This is a genomic window from Komagataeibacter xylinus (genome assembly GCF_004302915.1).
In the GTDB taxonomy this organism is placed as follows: Bacteria; Pseudomonadota; Alphaproteobacteria; order Acetobacterales; family Acetobacteraceae; genus Komagataeibacter; species Komagataeibacter xylinus_C.
In genome coordinates this window covers 362,962-379,215 of the sequence record NZ_QQBI01000001.1, presented here as the reverse complement: position 1 = coordinate 379,215, position 16,254 = coordinate 362,962, and the positions used below count along the sequence as shown (strand labels likewise).

The following is a 16,254-nucleotide window of genomic DNA, read 5'->3' as shown; positions in this document are numbered from 1 at the left end:
TCGCCCTTCCTTTGGCATCAGCAGGGATAAATGTGCCGCGTGATCGTCATGGGGGCATGCCCCCATGACGATCACGCACAGTTCTCAAACTGGGGAATTTTCAACCAGCACATTTGGGGAGATTACAACCAGCACTCACAGATGCATGTCATCCGCCTTCACGCCACGCATCCGGCATGTGTGCTTGTGCGTTGCCCCCGGTGGGGAGTAAATCCGTGTGGCCTGCCCCGTTGCCCGGCGGCCCCAGAACAGGAAACGAAATGACCGCGAACATGACAGCCACCACCATGCCCGAAGCCCTTGGGGTTGATGTCTGCATCGTGGGGGCGGGTCCGGTTGGCGCCACGCTGGCCTGCCGCCTGGCCACCGCAGGCATGCAGGTCGCGATCATTGATCGCGCGGCCCTGCCGCCCATGGAGCACCCCGCCTTTGATGGCCGCGCCTATGCCATTGCCGCAGGCTCGCGCCGCCTGCTTGAGGAGGCGGGCGTGTGGGCCCGCCTGCCCATGGAGTCGTGCGACATCAACGAGATCCGCGTGACCGATGGCAGGCCCGGCCAGCCGCCTTCGCCCCTGTTCCTTGAATTTGGCAGGGCCGATGCCGACCAGCCCTTCGGCGCCATGATCGAGGCCCGCGCCCTGCGCGTGGCGCTCAATGCAGCCCTTCACGCCACGCCGGGCCTGCATGTTTTCGCCCCCGATGAAGGCCGCGTGACCCGCACGGCTGATGGTGCCGTGATCCACACCACCAGCGGCCGCACCATCAACGCCCGCCTCGTGGTGGCGGCCGAGGGGCGGCGCAGCCCGCTGCGCGACCAGGCCCGCATCACGGTCACCCGCATGCCCTACAACCAGTGCGGCATCGTGTGCGCGGTTGCCCACGAATTCCCGCATGAAGGCCGTGCGCTGGAGCATTTCCTGCCCGCAGGCCCCTTTGCCCAGCTGCCCATGGCGGGCAACGCGCAGCACCCGAACCTTTCCGCGCTGGTGTGGACCGAGAGCGAGAAGGTGGCCCACCGCCTGGCCGACCTGCCGCATGACGCCTTTACCCACGAGATCCGCCGCCGCATGGGCGATGAATGGCTGGGTGCCGTGACCCCCGTGGGGCGGCGCTGGGTCTATCCGCTTTCCGCGCAGTATGCGCAGCGTTACATTGATACCCGTCTGGCGCTGGTGGGTGATGCCGCCCACGGCATCCACCCCATTGCGGGCCAGGGGCTCAACCTTGGCTTCCGTGACGTGATCGCCATGGCCGACATCCTGGCGCAGGTACATGCGGCGGGCGGCGATGTGGGGGCGCCTGACGTGCTGCGCCGCTACCAGGCGCGCTGCAGGCCTGCCAACATGCTCATGCTGGCAGCCACCGATGCGCTCGAGCGCCTGTTTGGCAACGACAACCCCGTGCTGCGCCTGGCGCGTGACGTGGGGCTGGCCACCGTCAACCGCATAACCCCCCTGCGCCGCAGCTTTGCCCGGCACGCCATGGGGCTGTAAACGCCTGCCTGCCAGACATATGAACACCGCCCACCGGACGGAACGGACCGATCATGCCTGAAACCCCGCCTGCCGCCCTTTCGCTGAAGGACCGCGCCAGCCCCGTGCTGCCCCCCACGCTGGGGCCGGTCGACCCCGCCATGCTGTGGCGCGAGATCGTAAGTGGCGCGTGTGGCTGCAATGACCCGCTGGTCAAGGGCTTGCTGGCCACGGGCATCCGCAATCATGGTTCCTTTCGCGGCGCGCTCGCCGCCCTGCTCGGGCGCAAGCTGGGCGACCGCTCGGTGGCCGATGACGCGCTGGCCGAACTGGTGACCGAAGTGTTCGAGGCTGACCCCGATATCGTCAACGCCGCGGCGGCCGACCTCGTGGCCATCCGCGAGCGCGACCCGGCCACGGCGGAATACGTAACGCCCTTCCTGTTCTTCAAGGGCTACCACGCCGTGCAGAGCCACCGCGTGGCGCACTGGCTGTGGCATAACGGGCGCAGCTATCTGGCGCTGCACCTGCAGAGCCGCTGCTCGGAACTGTTTGGCGTCGATATCCACCCCGCCGCCCGGCTGGGGCGGCGGGTGCTGTTCGACCACGGCACGGGCATCGTCATTGGCGAGACCTCGGTGCTGGAGGATGACGTGTCGCTGCTGCAGGGCGTGACGCTTGGCGGCACCGGCAAGAACGTGGGCGACCGCCACCCCAAGGTGCGCCGGGGGGTGCTGATTGGCGCGGGCGCCACCATCCTGGGCAATATCGAGATTGGCGAGGGGGCCAAGGTGGGGGCGGGGTCCATCGTGCTGGAATCCGTCTCGCCCTACACCACGGTGGTGGGCAACCCGGCCCGGGTTGTGGGCACGCGCCATTCCAGCCTGCCCGCCTTCACCATGGACCAGATGCTTCCGCCGATTGATTACATCATCTGATGACCGAATTCGTTTTCAGGCCGCATGTGGCCGTTATTGGCGGAGGGCCCGCGGGCCTTGCCGCAGCCGAGATCCTGTCCGAGCGGGGCTGCGCGGTGAGCGTGGTCGAGCAGATGCCCACCATGGGCCGCAAGCTGCTCATGGCCGGGCGCGGCGGGCTGAACCTGACCCATTCCGAGGATCCGGCAGCCTTTGGCGCCCGCTATGGGGCGGCCATGCCGATGATGCGGGCGGCCCTGTCCGCCTTCGGCCCGGCCGATATGGTGAAATGGGCCGAAGGGCTGGGCCAGCCCTGTTTTACCGGCAGCAGCGGGCGGGTGTTCCCGCGCGCCATGAAGGCGTCCCCCCTGCTGCGCGCGTGGCTTGCGCGACTGGCCGCGCGTGGGGTGCGCCTGCTCACCCGCCACCGCTGGCTGGGCTGGGATGAAGCAGGCCGCCTGCGCGTGTCCGGCCCCGGCGGGGTGGCGGGCTGGCGGGTGGATGCCACCGTGCTGGCCATGGGGGGTGCAAGCTGGGCACGGCTGGGGTCTGACGGCGCATGGCGCGCGCACCTGGGGGAACTCGGCGTGGATGTCACGCCGTTCGCGCCTGCCAATTGCGGGTTCGTGACCGGATGGAGCCCGGCCTTTCGCGCGCGGTTTGCGGGCACACCGCTGCGCGGTATCGGCCTTGCGCTGGAAAATGGACCGAGCGTGCGCGGCGAGGCGGTGGTGACCGATACGGGCATCGAGGGGGGTGCGGTCTATGCGCTCTCGGCCGCCATTCGCGAGCGGATTGCCAAAGCAGGCCACGCCCGCCTGCTCATTGACCTGCGCCCGGCCCTTGACGTGGCCGAGATCACGACGCGCATCGCCCGCGTGCGTGCGCGTGAGAGCCTGTCCAACACGCTACGCAAGGCGCTGAAGCTTTCCCCCGTTGCGGTGGCGCTGATGCGTGAAGGCGGCGACGGACCGCCCCCGCGCGCGCCACAGGCCCTTGCCTCACGGGTCAAGGCCGTGCCGGTTGAAGTCAACGCCCCTGCCGCGCTGGACCGGGCCATATCGGTGGCCGGTGGCATTGCGTGGCCCGCACTCGATGCGCATTTCATGATCCGCGCGCTGCCCGGCGTGTTTGCTGCAGGTGAAATGCTGGACTGGGAGGCCCCCACCGGCGGCTACCTGCTGCAGGGCTGCATGGCCACGGGCCGCATGGCGGGCGAGGGCGCATGGGCGTGGTTGCAGGACTCGCGCCGTGAGCGGTATCCGTCAGCGCCATGAGTGTTGCAATCACGATTGGCGAGCGGCGCGGGGCTGTTGCGGGCGATGGCCCCGTGACCATGGACCTGGCCGAACTGCTGTCCACCCGCCTGCTGGTGCAGGGCAATTCCGGCTCGGGCAAGTCGCACCTGCTGCGCCGCCTGCTCGAGCAGTCGGCGCGCATGGTGCAGCAGGCCATCATCGACCCCGAGGGCGACTTCGTCAGCCTGGCCGAGCGCTTCGGCCATCTGGTCATTGATGCCGCCGAGCATACCGAGGCCGCCCTGCAGGCGGCGGGCGAGCGCATGCGCATGCACCGCGCCTCGGTCATCCTGAACCTTGAGGGCGTGGATGCGGATGTGCAGATGCGCCGCGCCGCTGCTTTCCTTGGCGGCATGTTCGAGGTGCCGCGCGATTACTGGTACCCTGTGCTGGTGGTGGTGGATGAAGCCCAGCTTTTTGCGCCAGCAGCCGCGGGCGAGGTATCGGATGAGGCACGCCGCGCCTCGCTGGGAGCCATGACCAACCTTATGTGCCGTGGGCGCAAGCGCGGGCTGGCGGGCGTGATCGCCACCCAGCGCCTGGCGAAGCTTGCCAAGAATGTCGCGGCCGAGGCCTCAAACTTCCTTATGGGCCGCACTTTCCTCGATATCGACATGATGCGTGCCGCCGACCTGCTGGGCATGGAAAGGCGGCAGGCCGAGAGCTTCCGTGACCTTGAGCGCGGTTATTTCGTGGCCCTCGGCCCCGCCGTGTGCCGCAGGCCGCTTGCGGTTAAAATCGGCCCGGTCGAGACTGAAAGCCGCTCGGCTGGCCCCACGCTGATGCCCTTCGAGCCAGTGCCCGCGGGCGACGAAATACGCGAACTGATCCTGACCCCGGTGCCCGAGCGCGAACTGCCCGCACGCGCGCCGCGCCATGTCAGCCCGCCGCCCGATATCCTCTCGCAGCTTGCCGCCCATGCCGAGACCGCGATGCTGGAGGCCGAAACGGCTGCGCCCGAAGCCCCGCCGGTGGATGCGGCGGCCCTCAGGCTGCGCTTTATCGAGATCCTGACCGACATACTGCGTGATGAGGATGCGGGCTTCCGCCCGGTGCATGTGCTGTATCAGGATTTTCTGGTGCGCTGCCGGATCGAGGGCATGGGCCGTGACGCGCTCGACATGCCGCGCTTCCGCCGCCTGCTGGCGGTTGCCCGCGCGGGCGTGGATGCCACGACGGTGGAAAGCGAGGACTGGCGGCAGGCCGAGCAGATGGCCGCCGTGCTGCCAGATGACATGCAGGGCATCTTCCTGCTCATTGCGCGGGCGGCGCTGCATGGGGAGCCGTGCCCGTCCGACAGCGTGATTGCGCGGACCTATGGCACCCACTCGCTGGGCCGCGCCCGGCGGCAGCTTGCCTACCTTGAGGAGCAGAACATGATCGTGCTGCGCCATGACGGGCTGGGCCGCCGCAGCGCCGCCATTATCGGCCCCGGCTGGGAAACCGCGCCCGCATTGCCTGAAGGTGATTGATCATAAAGAAGTTTTTGGTGAAGCTTTTTTCAAAAAGCTTCGAAGAACACCGCTTTTTTGAAAAAAGGCGGCACCCAAGAATGTTTACTCCCGCGCGTGCCTGTCAGTAAAACTCGCACGCCCAGCGCCACGCCCCATCGGGCGTGCGGAAGAAATAGGCGATCCCGGCATCAACCCAGATCAGGTGGACCTTTTCTTCCGAGCCGATCTGGAACACGAAATCCTCCACCCCTACGTCAGACTGCACCTCGGTCGGGTAGCCGCCCACCTTGGTCTGGTCATAGCGCTGGAAGTCATCGTAGAACGCCTTTTCTGCCGCTTCATCGTCATCAAGGGCGCCCATGTCGATCGGCAGGGCACAGGCCCCTTCCCGGTAGGGGGCGTCATCCTCAACGCGCGTCCAGCGAATGGGGAATGGCTTGAAGTCGTGGGTAGCCTCGGGCAGCGGCACCAGGCCATCGGTTGACGTATATTCACGGATCACCCAGCCTTCGCCATGTGGCTTGTCGAAGGGCAGATCCTCCATGTCGAAAAACACGACAATAAGGGCCAGATGGGCCAGTTGCTCCGGCACGTAAGGCAGTTCATCAATCCGGATCTGCAGGATGGGGATCATGGGCCTGCCGTTCCATTGAGGCAGGTTTTCCCCCGGCTGGCCCACGCCCCGGCAGAACCATGACGTGACCGGGTCGGATGGCGGGCGAAAGCCGCCTGCGGTCGCAATCGAAGCCGGGCGGAGCAGGGTGCGAAGCTGGTCAAGGCATTTGCGAGCGGCTGGGGTCATGGTTGTACCAGTCCTTTAACTTGTACAATTTCTGCATGAACATGGTTATGCATATTAATAGAGAAATAATAAAATTTTTTAGGCCTACTTTTTTAAACACAGCAGCTTTCAAAGCTTTTTGAAAAAATCTTTACCAAAAACTTTTGATTGAAATAGAAAAACAGGATTTACCCGCGCAAGAAAAAACCTGCCTTCTTGCGAAGGCAGGTTTTTTACTTGGTCAGTCAGCTACGCTGCACTCAGCGCTTCCACCAGCCCGTGCGGCGGCGGGGCGTCGCTTCCGCTTCGGTCGATGCGGCAGGTTCAGCCGCGTCATCCGTTGCCGGTTCCGCTGCATCCTCCGCCTTCTTGCGGCGGCGCGTGCGGGTGGCCGTTGCCGCCGTTGTAGTGGCGGCCTTGCGGGTGGTGGCACGCTTGCGCGGCGCGGGCTTTGCCGGTGCGGCTTCCGCCGTCTCGGCTACGGCTTCCGCCGGGGCTTGCGTGGCCTCGGTGGCGGCAGGCTCGGCCTTCTTGCGGCGTGCCGGGGCACGGCGGCGCTTGGGGGCCTCTTCTGCTGCCGGGGCTTCGGCTTCCGCCTTCACGGGTGCTTCAGCCGCAGCCTCGGTGGCCTCATCCGCCTTGGCAGCCGTCTTGCGGGTGGTGCGGCGGCGCGTGGTGGCCGCCGTCGTGCCCGTGCTCCGGCTGGTCGCCCGCTTGCGTGCGGGTTTGGCGGGTGCGGCTTCCTCGGCAGGGGCCACTTCCTCGGCAGCCTCGGGCGTTGCCTCGGCCGGGGTTTCTTCCGGCGTCTTGGCGGCGGCCCTGCTGCGGCGGCTGCGCGTGGTGGTGGCCGTGCTGCTGGCGCGGCGGCGGCGCGGCTTGGGCGCTTCCTCCACGGGTTCGGCTGCGGCTTCCACAACCACCGGCTCGGCAGGAACCGCTTCGGCTTCCACCACCGGTGCTTCGGCCTCTGGTGCGCTCACTTCGGCTTCCGCCCCGGCCTGCGGGGCCTCGGTGGTGGCTTCCGTTTCCACCGGGGTGCGGCGGCGCGTGCGGCGGCGGCGGCGCGGCTTGGGCGCTTCCTCTTCTGTAGCTACCGCGACCACTGCGGGTTCGGCTTCCACAACCTCTTTCACAATCTCGGCCGGTGCCGTGGTCTGCTCGATCACATCAAAGATGTCGATGATCGGGTCGCCATACGGGTCAGCCGGGGTGGGGCCGCGATAGGTTTCACGCGGCGCGGGAGCGGGCACGGGGGCCGGTTCCTCGGCTGCGGGAGCCTGCGGCGTCTCGGCCGTCTGCTCGGGCGTGGTGGCAGCGGAACCACGGCGACGGCGGCGGCGACGGCGGCGGCGATGGTCGGTGCCCGATGCGATATCCTCGTCCTCTTCCGTGCTGGCCGGGGCTTCCGGGGCGGCGTCCGCTACCGGCGGCTCGGCCTGGATCTGGATCTCGCGCACGGTGCTGTTTTCAGCCGGGGCATGCGTGATGGCGGCAGGGGCCTCGAAGCGGGCCGTCTGCTGGCGCACGCGCTCGATCTTGCACTCGGGCGGCTGCAGCGTGGCATCGGGTGCAAACACGACCTGCATCTTGTGCCGTGTCTCGATTTCCGAAAGCCAGGCGCGCTTGTTGTTGAGGATGTAGAAGGCAACCTCGGGCGCCACCTGCACGGTGATTTCCGCAGCCTTGCGCTGCATGCCCTCGTCCTCGATCGCGCGCAGCACGTGCAGCGAGGAGCTTTCGATCCCGCGCACGATACCGGTGCCCTGGCAGTGCGGGCAGGGCATGAAGGCGGATTCGGCAATGGAGGGGCGCAGGCGCTGGCGCGACATTTCCAGCAGGCCGAAATGCGAGATCTGGCCCACCTGGATGCGCGCGCGGTCGGTGCGCAGGGCATCCTTGAGCTTGCGCTCGACCATGCCGTTATGCTTGCGGCTTTCCATGTCGATGAAGTCGATCACGATCAGCCCGGCAAGGTCGCGCAGGCGCAGCTGGCGGGCGACTTCCTCGGCGGCCTCGAGGTTGGTGCGCAGCGCCGTTTCCTCGATGTTGCGCTCACGCGTGGCGCGGCCCGAGTTCACGTCGATCGCAACCAGCGCCTCGGTCTGGTTGATGACCAGGTAGCCACCCGACTTGAGCTGCACGGAAGGCGAGAGCATGGAATCAAGCAGCCCCTCCACCTTGTAGTGCGAGAACAGGGTCTGCTCGTGGTCCTGCCACAGGCGCACCTTCTGGGCGTTCTGGGGCATGAGCATGCGCATGAACTCGCGCGCCGACTTCCAGCCCGGCTCGCCATCGATCAGGATCTCGCTCACCTCGCGCGTGTAGATATCGCGGATGGCGCGCTTGATCAGGCTCGCTTCCTCATAGATCAGGGCGGGGGCGACCGATTCCAGCGTGTGCTGGCGGATGTCATCCCACAGGCGCAGCAGGTATTCGCAATCGCGCATGATCTCGGCGCGCGGGCGCTGGGCGCCGGCGGTGCGCACGATCATGGCCATGCCGCGCGGAATCGACAGCTCGGTAATGATGTCGCGCAGGCGGCGGCGATCGGCCACCGAGGTGATCTTGCGCGAAACCCCGCCACCACGCAGCGAGTTGGGCATGAGCACGCAGTAGCGGCCCGCCAGCGAGACATAGGTGGTCAGCGCAGCACCCTTGTTGCCGCGCTCTTCCTTGACCACCTGCACGAGCAGGATCTGGCGGCGGCGGATGACTTCCTGAATCTTGTAGTTGCGCAGGAAGCGGGCGATGCGGCGCTGGGCCTGGGCCTCGTCGCCGGTATCGTTCTCGCCACCTACGGTTTCGGGCTCGTCGCCTTCGTCGTCCGCGGGGGTTTCGGTTTCGTCCTCGGCGCGGGGGGCGTCGTCTTCCTCGTCATCACGCGCGCGGCGTTCTTCCTCCGCGCGGCGTTCCTCCTCCTGCAGCGCGAGCAGCTTTTCGCGGTCCGCTACGGGGATCTGGTAATAATCGGGGTGGATTTCGCTGAAGGCGAGAAAGCCATGGCGGTTGCCGCCATAATCCACGAACGCAGCCTGGAGGCTGGGTTCTACACGGATAACCTTGGCAAGGTAGATGTTGCCCTTGAGCTGCTTCTTGGAAGCAGCCTCGACATCATAATCCTCAAGGTGGTTACCATCCATCACGACCACGCGGGTTTCTTCCGCGTGGGTCGTGTCGATCAGCATGCGTTTGCTCATAAATAGGCGCACTCCGGTGTGTCACGCTCCGGCATCCGGGCTGCGCGCGAGTCGTGGCGGCAGGAGGGGCGGGGGAGCGGACAAAAGCATGATTGAAAAAGCCGTGACCGGACCCGGACGGGAGACCACCGCGCCCTGCGCGGGCGGACAGGCCATGCGCCACGACCGGATGCGGCATGATCGTGCCGCCCGTATTCGCGCATGGTGTCATCGCATATGCGGAAAAGGTCCGCGTGGTGTCCAATCCATCCTCGGTCTTGGCTGGGGGAGGCGCGGCCCGGCCTGATTGCCGGGGCGGAACCTTCCGTATCGACTGGTATGCCATCCGGTCTCCTGTCGATGGGGAACACCGGTGCGGCTGCCTCAGGTCGTGCGTGGCATGTGCCCCCACGCCGTGGCGTGGCCGGTAAGCATACCGGTAAGCGCATGTCGCGCATGCATGATGCATGCCGGATGGAGTTTTTAAGTCATGCCTGCTGGCATTTCGCCCTACCAGGCATGCCAGCGCGGCAGCCAGACCGGGCGCGGTCCATCACGGCTGGGCAGCATGGCGCAATGTGGCCCTTCCTGCAAGGGGCTTGCGTTTATCCCGCTGACGGGGGGCGTGGATGGTGATAAGGAAAAAAGACACATGAACTCGCAACTGCCCTGACCGGAAACCGATGCATGACCACTGGCTGGCCTGATGGAAACAAGGCGGGCCTGACAGCACGCAGGCCCGACCCCGTGCTGCCCCGCCGCGCTGTTGTGGCGGGGCTGGGCGTGCTGCTGCCCGGCAGCGCGCTGGCGTGGGTGGCGCCCCATGTGCCGGCCCATGTGCATGCGGCCGCCGCGGCCCATCACGCCGCCCACCCGCTGCACGCGCCCGCCATCGTGGGCCGGGCGGCTGCGCCAAAGCCGCTGGTCATGCTCGACCCCGGCCATGGCGGCAAGGACCCCGGTGCCATCGGCATTTCCGGCACGTATGAAAAGCATGTGGCGGAAGCGGCGGCCAGCGAGCTGCAGCGCCAGCTTGAGGCCAGTGGCCGCTACCGCGTGGCCATGACGCGCGCCGATGACCGCTTCATCCCGCTCGAGGGCAGGGTGGATATCGCGCACAGCCACAAGGCCTCGCTGTTCATTTCCATGCATGCCGATGCGCTGACCAACCGCGCCGTGCGCGGGGCCAGCGTCTATACGCTCTCATCAAAGGCATCGGACCGGCAGACGGCCATGCTGGCGCGCACCGAGAACAGCGCCGACCGCTATGGCGGCCCGCACGTGCATGCGGATTCGCCCGAGGTGCAGGAAATCCTCGCCAGCCTCGTGACCGAGGAAACCCGGCACGGCGCGGCCCACATGGCCAGCAGCATCGTCACCGCCTTCCGCCCGCGCATCGGGCTGTTGCAGCATCCCTCGCGCCATGCCTCCTTCGTGGTGCTGAAATCGGCCGATATTCCTTCCGTGCTGGTCGAGATGGGCTTCATGTCCAACCACATGGATGAGGCCGCCCTGCGGCAGGCCGCTCACCGCATGGTGGTGGCGGGGGCCATGGTGCAGGCCATCGACCGTTATTTCGCCACCGACAGCATGGTCACCCATGCCACGGGCTAGGGCGCTTTTCGGGTTGCAATCACGTTGCGGGGCTGTATTGTGCCCGGCATGGTAACGACAGCGCACATCGTGGGGATCGGATCGGGCGCACATGCGCGCCTTTCCGCGCGCGCATGTGCCGCGACGGGACTCCTTCGTCTTCGACTTATCCGCCCCTGAGCGATCAGGGCCGGCCTGCGTGCCGGCGCGCCCAGGGGATTGATCGGAGCGGCCATGCAGCCGCGCGAACACGAACAGACAGGCCGCATGCGCGTGCCGTCGCCCGTCCCATGTCAGGACCAAGTCCGAGGTTATTACCATGAGCATCGACCATCCTTCCTTTGGCCGCATCGACCCCAACCGCGTCATCATCTTTGACACGACGCTGCGTGATGGCGAGCAGTCGCCCGGCTTTTCCATGAACCTCGCCGAGAAGCTGCGCATGGCCGAAGCGCTGGAGGAACTGGGCGTGGACGTGATGGAGGCGGGCTTTCCCGTGGCCTCCAAGGGCGATTTCGACAGCGTTCACCAGATTGCCCAGAAGATGAAGAGCACCGTGGTGTGCGCGCTCGCCCGTAGCGGCGGCAAGAACGACATCGCCAGCGCGGGCGAGGCGATCAAACCCGCGAAGCGCGGGCGCATCCACAACTTCATCTCCACCTCGCCGCTGCACATGAAGTACAAGCTGCGCATGGAGCCCGAGACGGTGCTCGAAGTGATCGAGGCCGGCAACCGCGCCGCCCGCCAGTTCACCGATGACGTGGAATGGTCCGCCGAGGATGGCTCGCGCACCGAGCCCGACTTCCTGTGCCGCTGTGTCGAGACCGCCATCCGCGCGGGGGCGACCACCATCAACATTCCCGACACGGTGGGCTATTCCACGCCCGAGGACATGGCCCGTATCTTCGCTGACCTGCGCGCCCGCGTGCCGGGGGCCGATGGCGTCATCTTCTCCACCCACAACCATAATGACCTGGGCCTGGGGGTTGCCAACACCATCGCGGCGCTGAAGGCGGGCGCGCGCCAGGTGGAATGCACCATCAACGGCATTGGCGAGCGCGCGGGTAACGCGGCGCTGGAGGAAATCATCATGGTGCTGCGCACGCGCCATGACGTGCTGCCCTTTACGACCGGCATCCATACCGAGCGCCTGCTGCGCACCTCGCGCATGCTGGCCACCATCACCGGCTTTGACGTGCAGCCCAACAAGGCCATCGTGGGCCGCAACGCCTTCGCGCATGAAAGTGGCATCCATCAGGATGGCATCCTGAAAAACGCCGCCACCTACGAGATCATGACGCCCGAAAGCGTGGGCTGGACCCGCTCCTCCCTGGTGCTGGGCAAGCATTCGGGGCGCGCGGCCTTCCGCGACAAGCTCAAGGCCATGGGCTACGACAAGCTGGAGGAAGAGCAGTTCAACGAGGCGTTCGCCCGCTTCAAGGACCTGGCCGACCGCAAGAAGGTCATCTACGACGATGACCTGGTGGCGCTGGTTGACGATGAAGTGCGCGACCATGCCCGCATCCGCTTCATCTCGCTGGATGTAACCGCAGGCTCGCGCCGCCCCGCCACCGCCGATCTGGTGCTGGAAGTCGATGGCGCGCGGCGTGAAGGCCATGCGGAAGGGCAGGGGCCGGTCGATGCCGCGTTCAACGCCATCCGCGCCATCGTGCCGCATGATGCGACGCTGCAGCTCTATTCCGTCGGTGCCGTGACCGAGGGCAGCGACGCGCAGGCCCGCACCTCCGTGCGGCTGGGGGAAGATGGCAAGCTGGTCGATGGGCAGGGCGCTGATGCCGATACACTGGTCTCGGCCGTGCGCGCCTATGTGCATGCGCTCAACAAGCTGCTGGTCAAGCGCGACCGGGCCGAGCCTGCCGCACTCGAAGCCTGAGTGGCAGAACGCTTCGTAAAACGCTGCCTTCGTTAAATAAAGGCAGCGTGCCAGATGTCGTCACACCGCCCCGCCGTGTCCTGTCACGGCGGGGCGGTGTCGTACCCGGGGTTCAGTAGCCGCCTTCGCCTTCATAGCCCTGCTGGTAGCCGCTTTCCTGCCCGTAGCCATAGGGCTGGGCATAGCCACCCTGCTGCTGGCCGTAATAGCCGCTCTGGTCATAGCCGCCCTGGTTGTATCCGCCCTGACCATATTCACTCTGGCCATACGCCCCTTGGCCATACCCGCCCTGCTGGGGGTAGCTGGGGGTGGCGTAGCCGCGCTGGTTTGCGTAGCCCGCGCGCTGGCCCGCGGCCTCGGGGCAGCTCTGCGGCCCGTAGCCCGGCGGCAGGACCCGCCCGCCCGCGCACACGGTGGAAGGGGCCTCGCCACGGGGGCGGTTGCGCGGCGTGGTGGCGGCACCGATGGCAGCGCCCCCCGCCGCCCCGGCCAGCGCGCCAATGGCGGCGCCCTGGCCGCCGCCCGCCAGCCCCCCGATCAGCGCGCCGCCGCCTGCGCCAAGCAGCCCGCCGCCAATGGCGCGCTGGCCGGGGTCGCGCGTGTCCTCGCATGCGCCAAGGCCAAGGCACAGTGTCGCCGCAAGCAGCAGGGCCGGGCGAATGGTCATGCGGGGCGATGAAGTCTTCATGTAGTTTTTTTCCGCTTTTATGGCGGGCGATGCCACGATGGACCGCTTTCCGCCTGGTACAGGATCATAGATGGAGCGGTGATGGTGGTTTGGCCATGACCAAAGAGGGGCAATTTGTAACAATCCCCCCGGCTGTGAAGATTTTAATAAATTAAAACCCTATCGCCTCTTGCCCCTGCCTGCGCGCGCCGGTAATCCCTCGACCTTACCCAGACGGTTTTCGACGTGACGCAGGTATGCCATGAGGGCATGCGGTGCCGCCGGTCGGGAGATGGAACAGTCCTGTCTGGTGGTTGTTGTCGGGAGTTCTGGATGTTTGCTCGTGTACTGGGTCTGCTTTCCGCTGACATGGCGATCGACCTCGGCACGGCGAATACGCTGGTTTACGTGAAGGGGCGCGGCATCGTCCTGAACGAACCTTCGGTCGTCGCGCTGGCAGAGGTACGGGGCAAGAAACAGGTGCTCGCGGTTGGCGAGGAAGCCAAGCAGATGGTTGGCCGCACGCCCGGCAACATCACGGCCATCCGCCCGCTGCGCGATGGCGTGATTGCGGATTTCGAGGTGGCGGAGGAAATGATCAAGCATTTCATCCGCAAGGTCCATAACCGGCGCATGTTCGCAAGCCCGCTGATTATCGTGTGCGTACCCTCGGGCTCCACTGCCGTCGAGCGCCGCGCCATCCAGGAAAGTGCCGAGAGCGCCGGCGCCCGCAAGGTGTTCCTGATCGAGGAACCCATGGCAGCCGCCATTGGCGCGGGCCTGCCGGTGACCGAGCCTTCGGGTAGCATGATCGTCGATATCGGCGGTGGCACGACGGAAGTGGCGGTCATCTCGCTCGGTGGCATCGTGTACGCGCGCTCCGTGCGGGTGGGTGGCGACAAGATGGATGAGGCGATCATCTCCTACATCCGCCGCAACCATAATCTCCTGATTGGTGAAAGCTCGGCCGAGCAGATCAAGATCCATCTCGGCTCGGCCATGCCGCCTGATGACCCGCAGGATCCCGGCCCGTGGCGCGAGGTCAAGGGGCGCGACCTGATCAATGGCGTGCCGCGCGAGGTTGTCGTCTCGCAGGCGCAGATTGCCGAGAGCCTTGCCGAGCCCGTCAGCCAGATTCTTGACGCGGTGACCACGGCGCTCGAAAATACCCCGCCCGAGCTTGCCGCCGATATCGTGGACAAGGGCATTGTCCTGACCGGTGGCGGCGCGCTGCTGTACCGGCTGGATGAAGTGCTGCGGCGTGAAACCGGCCTGCCGGTGACGGTGGGCGAGGATGCGCTGTCCTGCGTGGCCATGGGCACGGGCCGTGCGCTTGAGGAAATGAAGCGCCTGCGCAATGTACTGACAAGCATGTACTAACGACGGCCGCCGCCCACGGCGCAAGGCAGGGCGGCGTGCCGAGGGGGGAGACGCAGGACGATGCAGGTCCGGCGACCAGGCAGGAATGAACGATCCGACCGGCATGGCGCGGGCGCCGCGCGTGGGGAGCGTGCGTGATGCCTGTCTCCATCCAGTTCCGCCAGGCATTGGGCAAGCTCGTGCTGCCCGCCCTCATTCTCGTGGCCTGTGGCGTGATCCTGCTTGGCAAGGCCGATCGCGGGCTTATCGAGAAACTGCGCATGAATACGGCCGACCTGCTCGCCCCTGCCTACGGGCTGGTGGCCTGGCCGCAGGAGAAGCTGCGCTGGGTATCGGGCAACCTGCAGGATATCCGCAACCTCGAGGCCGAGAACATCCGCCTGCGCGCCGAGAACGTGTCGCTGCGCCACTGGTATGACGTGGCGGCTGCGCTGGCCGATGAAAACGCGACGCTGAAGGCCAACCTGCACTGGATTCCCGATAACGCGCCCACCTTCGTCAGCGGGCGGGTGGTGCGCGACACCAGCGGGCTGTACGCCCGCGCGGTGCTGCTGGCGCTGAACCCCGATACGGCGGTGCGCAAGGGCGGCATCGCCCTTGATGGCGCGGGGCTTGTGGGGCGCGTGACCGAGGTGGGGCGGCGCTCGGCGCGGGTGCTGCTGATTACCGATTCGTCAAGCCGCCTGCCGGTTACGCTGGAATCGAGCCATGCGGCGGCCATCATGGCGGGCGACAATTCGGCCCTGCCGCGCATCATCTTCTACCCGCAGGACAATGTGCCGATCGAGGGCGAGCGTGTCGTGACCAACGGCGAGATCGAGAGCCTGCCCGCCGGCCTGCCGGTGGGGCATGTGCATTACCTGCGCCCCGGCCAGCCGGTGGTGGTGCCCGCTGCCGACCTCGATCATGTCGATATGCTGCGCGTGTTCGATTATGAAGATAGCGTGGTGCCACCCGATGCGCCGGGTCGCGTGCCCCTGCCCGCAGGTGGCGGCGCCATGCCCCTGCCCGCGCACCCCGATCAGGGCCTGCACGGATGAAAACCTTCACGCCCCCCCCGATCCGCCCCGGCATCCACCCCCGTTCGGGGCTGGGCTACCGTATCGACCATGGCGTGCGCAGCAGCGTGCCGTTCCTGTTCGTGTTCTTTGTCACGCTGGTGCTCTCGGCACCGCTCAACCTGCCCGGCCAGGTCGAGCTCATGCCCGCCATCATCATGGCCACCATTTTCCTGTGGTCGGTGTTCGTGCCGGCGCTCATGCCCTCGCTGGCGGTGTTCGTGCTGGGCATATGGGCCGATATCCTGAGTTTTGGCCCGGCGGGGGTGATGCTGCTCATGATGCTGATCGTGCATGGCGTGGCCCTGTCCGGGCGTTATACACTGGCACGGGTTAATTTTTTTATTCTGTGGCTTGTGTTTGGCGTGGTGATGGTGGGCGTTACGGCGCTACAATGGGTGCTGTGCTGCGCGCTGGCGCTGCATATCGTGGAGTTCCTGCCCTTTGTGTTCGAGACAGTCCTGGCCTTTGGCAGTTTTCCTGTTCTCTATACGGGATTTGTCTGGACCTACCGTTTTGTCGTCAATAACGCGGACCGCGCCTGAAGCCGGTGCCACGGCCTGC

Annotated in this window: 13 protein-coding genes; 10 read left to right on the top strand and 3 right to left on the bottom strand. The window is 66.4% G+C overall.

Translation table 11 applies throughout. The annotated features are described in order from the left end of the window. Window positions 1-260 precede the first annotated feature (260 nt). The 4 genes from DV027_RS01685 to DV027_RS01670 all read left to right on the top strand — a co-directional run bounded on the left by DV027_RS01685 (window position 261) and on the right by DV027_RS01670 (window position 5,159). A complete protein-coding gene (locus DV027_RS01685; protein WP_130730218.1) occupies window positions 261-1,493 on the top strand; it encodes a UbiH/UbiF/VisC/COQ6 family ubiquinone biosynthesis hydroxylase in 1,233 nt (410 codons plus the stop codon). A gap of 140 nt (window positions 1,494-1,633) precedes the next feature. Beyond that, window positions 1,634-2,410 carry a serine O-acetyltransferase gene (gene cysE / locus DV027_RS01680; protein WP_240906544.1) on the top strand — a complete coding sequence of 259 codons (777 nt, stop codon included), beginning with the start codon at window positions 1,634-1,636 and terminating at the stop codon, window positions 2,408-2,410. Beyond that, a complete protein-coding gene (locus DV027_RS01675) occupies window positions 2,410-3,666 on the top strand; it encodes a TIGR03862 family flavoprotein (RefSeq protein WP_130730216.1) in 1,257 nt (418 codons plus the stop codon). The genes cysE and DV027_RS01675 overlap by 1 nt, the downstream gene beginning before the upstream one ends. Beyond that, on the top strand, window positions 3,663-5,159 hold the full coding sequence (locus DV027_RS01670; protein WP_130730215.1) for a helicase HerA domain-containing protein: 1,497 nt from the start codon (window positions 3,663-3,665) through the stop codon (window positions 5,157-5,159). Before DV027_RS01675 ends, DV027_RS01670 begins: the two co-directional genes overlap by 4 nt. A gap of 103 nt (window positions 5,160-5,262) precedes the next feature. Here the strand turns inward: DV027_RS01670 and DV027_RS01665 are convergent, their stop codons facing one another. After that, on the bottom strand, window positions 5,263-5,943 hold the full coding sequence (locus tag DV027_RS01665) for a DUF1963 domain-containing protein (protein WP_130730214.1): 681 nt from the start codon (window positions 5,941-5,943) through the stop codon (window positions 5,263-5,265). A gap of 239 nt (window positions 5,944-6,182) precedes the next feature. Next, complete coding sequence (locus tag DV027_RS01660; RefSeq protein ID WP_130730213.1) at window positions 6,183-9,119, bottom strand: Rne/Rng family ribonuclease; 2,937 nt, start codon at window positions 9,117-9,119, stop codon at window positions 6,183-6,185. A gap of 469 nt (window positions 9,120-9,588) precedes the next feature. Here DV027_RS01660 and DV027_RS01650 point away from each other — a divergent pair, with 469 nt between their 5' ends. The 3 genes from DV027_RS01650 to DV027_RS01640 all read left to right on the top strand — a co-directional run bounded on the left by DV027_RS01650 (window position 9,589) and on the right by DV027_RS01640 (window position 12,585). After that, a complete protein-coding gene (locus DV027_RS01650) occupies window positions 9,589-9,771 on the top strand; it encodes a hypothetical protein (RefSeq protein WP_242621682.1) in 183 nt (60 codons plus the stop codon). Between the two features lie 14 nt (window positions 9,772-9,785). Continuing rightward, on the top strand, window positions 9,786-10,712 hold the full coding sequence (locus DV027_RS01645; protein WP_130730212.1) for an N-acetylmuramoyl-L-alanine amidase family protein: 927 nt from the start codon (window positions 9,786-9,788) through the stop codon (window positions 10,710-10,712). A gap of 298 nt (window positions 10,713-11,010) precedes the next feature. Then, window positions 11,011-12,585 (top strand): 2-isopropylmalate synthase, encoded by a 1,575-nt coding sequence (locus DV027_RS01640; protein ID WP_130730211.1) that lies wholly within the window; start codon window positions 11,011-11,013, stop codon window positions 12,583-12,585. Between the two features lie 112 nt (window positions 12,586-12,697). Here DV027_RS01640 and DV027_RS01635 read toward each other — a convergent pair whose 3' ends face one another. Then, on the bottom strand, window positions 12,698-13,273 hold the full coding sequence (locus tag DV027_RS01635; protein ID WP_130730210.1) for a YMGG-like glycine zipper-containing protein: 576 nt from the start codon (window positions 13,271-13,273) through the stop codon (window positions 12,698-12,700). Window positions 13,274-13,585: 312 nt separating this feature from the next. Between DV027_RS01635 and DV027_RS01630 the strand changes: the two genes are divergently transcribed. The 3 genes from DV027_RS01630 to DV027_RS01620 all read left to right on the top strand — a co-directional run bounded on the left by DV027_RS01630 (window position 13,586) and on the right by DV027_RS01620 (window position 16,235). Further along, the gene (locus DV027_RS01630) at window positions 13,586-14,632 is read left to right on the top strand and encodes a rod shape-determining protein (RefSeq protein ID WP_130730209.1); all 1,047 of its coding nucleotides are present in this window, start codon (window positions 13,586-13,588) and stop codon (window positions 14,630-14,632) included. Window positions 14,633-14,769: 137 nt separating this feature from the next. Then, window positions 14,770-15,672 carry a rod shape-determining protein MreC gene (mreC, locus tag DV027_RS01625; RefSeq protein ID WP_130730208.1) on the top strand — a complete coding sequence of 301 codons (903 nt, stop codon included), beginning with the start codon at window positions 14,770-14,772 and terminating at the stop codon, window positions 15,670-15,672. Further along, a complete protein-coding gene (locus DV027_RS01620) occupies window positions 15,669-16,235 on the top strand; it encodes a rod shape-determining protein (RefSeq protein ID WP_130730207.1) in 567 nt (188 codons plus the stop codon). The genes mreC and DV027_RS01620 overlap by 4 nt, the downstream gene beginning before the upstream one ends. Window positions 16,236-16,254: the final 19 nt, after the last annotated feature.

What these genes read in the sequence shown, in the direction of transcription:
- DV027_RS01685 (WP_130730218.1), top strand. Translation starts at nt 261, where the DNA reads ATGACCGCGAACATGACAGCCACCACCATGCCCGAAGCCCTTGGGGTT.
- cysE (WP_240906544.1), top strand. Translation starts at nt 1,634, where the DNA reads ATGCTGTGGCGCGAGATCGTAAGTGGCGCGTGTGGCTGCAATGACCCG.
- DV027_RS01675 (WP_130730216.1), top strand. Translation starts at nt 2,410, where the DNA reads ATGACCGAATTCGTTTTCAGGCCGCATGTGGCCGTTATTGGCGGAGGG.
- DV027_RS01670 (WP_130730215.1), top strand. Translation starts at nt 3,663, where the DNA reads ATGAGTGTTGCAATCACGATTGGCGAGCGGCGCGGGGCTGTTGCGGGC.
- DV027_RS01665 (WP_130730214.1), bottom strand. Translation starts at nt 5,943, where the DNA reads ATGACCCCAGCCGCTCGCAAATGCCTTGACCAGCTTCGCACCCTGCTC.
- DV027_RS01660 (WP_130730213.1), bottom strand. Translation starts at nt 9,119, where the DNA reads ATGAGCAAACGCATGCTGATCGACACGACCCACGCGGAAGAAACCCGC.
- DV027_RS01650 (WP_242621682.1), top strand. Translation starts at nt 9,589, where the DNA reads ATGCCTGCTGGCATTTCGCCCTACCAGGCATGCCAGCGCGGCAGCCAG.
- DV027_RS01645 (WP_130730212.1), top strand. Translation starts at nt 9,786, where the DNA reads ATGACCACTGGCTGGCCTGATGGAAACAAGGCGGGCCTGACAGCACGC.
- DV027_RS01640 (WP_130730211.1), top strand. Translation starts at nt 11,011, where the DNA reads ATGAGCATCGACCATCCTTCCTTTGGCCGCATCGACCCCAACCGCGTC.
- DV027_RS01635 (WP_130730210.1), bottom strand. Translation starts at nt 13,273, where the DNA reads ATGAAGACTTCATCGCCCCGCATGACCATTCGCCCGGCCCTGCTGCTT.
- DV027_RS01630 (WP_130730209.1), top strand. Translation starts at nt 13,586, where the DNA reads ATGTTTGCTCGTGTACTGGGTCTGCTTTCCGCTGACATGGCGATCGAC.
- mreC (WP_130730208.1), top strand. Translation starts at nt 14,770, where the DNA reads ATGCCTGTCTCCATCCAGTTCCGCCAGGCATTGGGCAAGCTCGTGCTG.
- DV027_RS01620 (WP_130730207.1), top strand. Translation starts at nt 15,669, where the DNA reads ATGAAAACCTTCACGCCCCCCCCGATCCGCCCCGGCATCCACCCCCGT.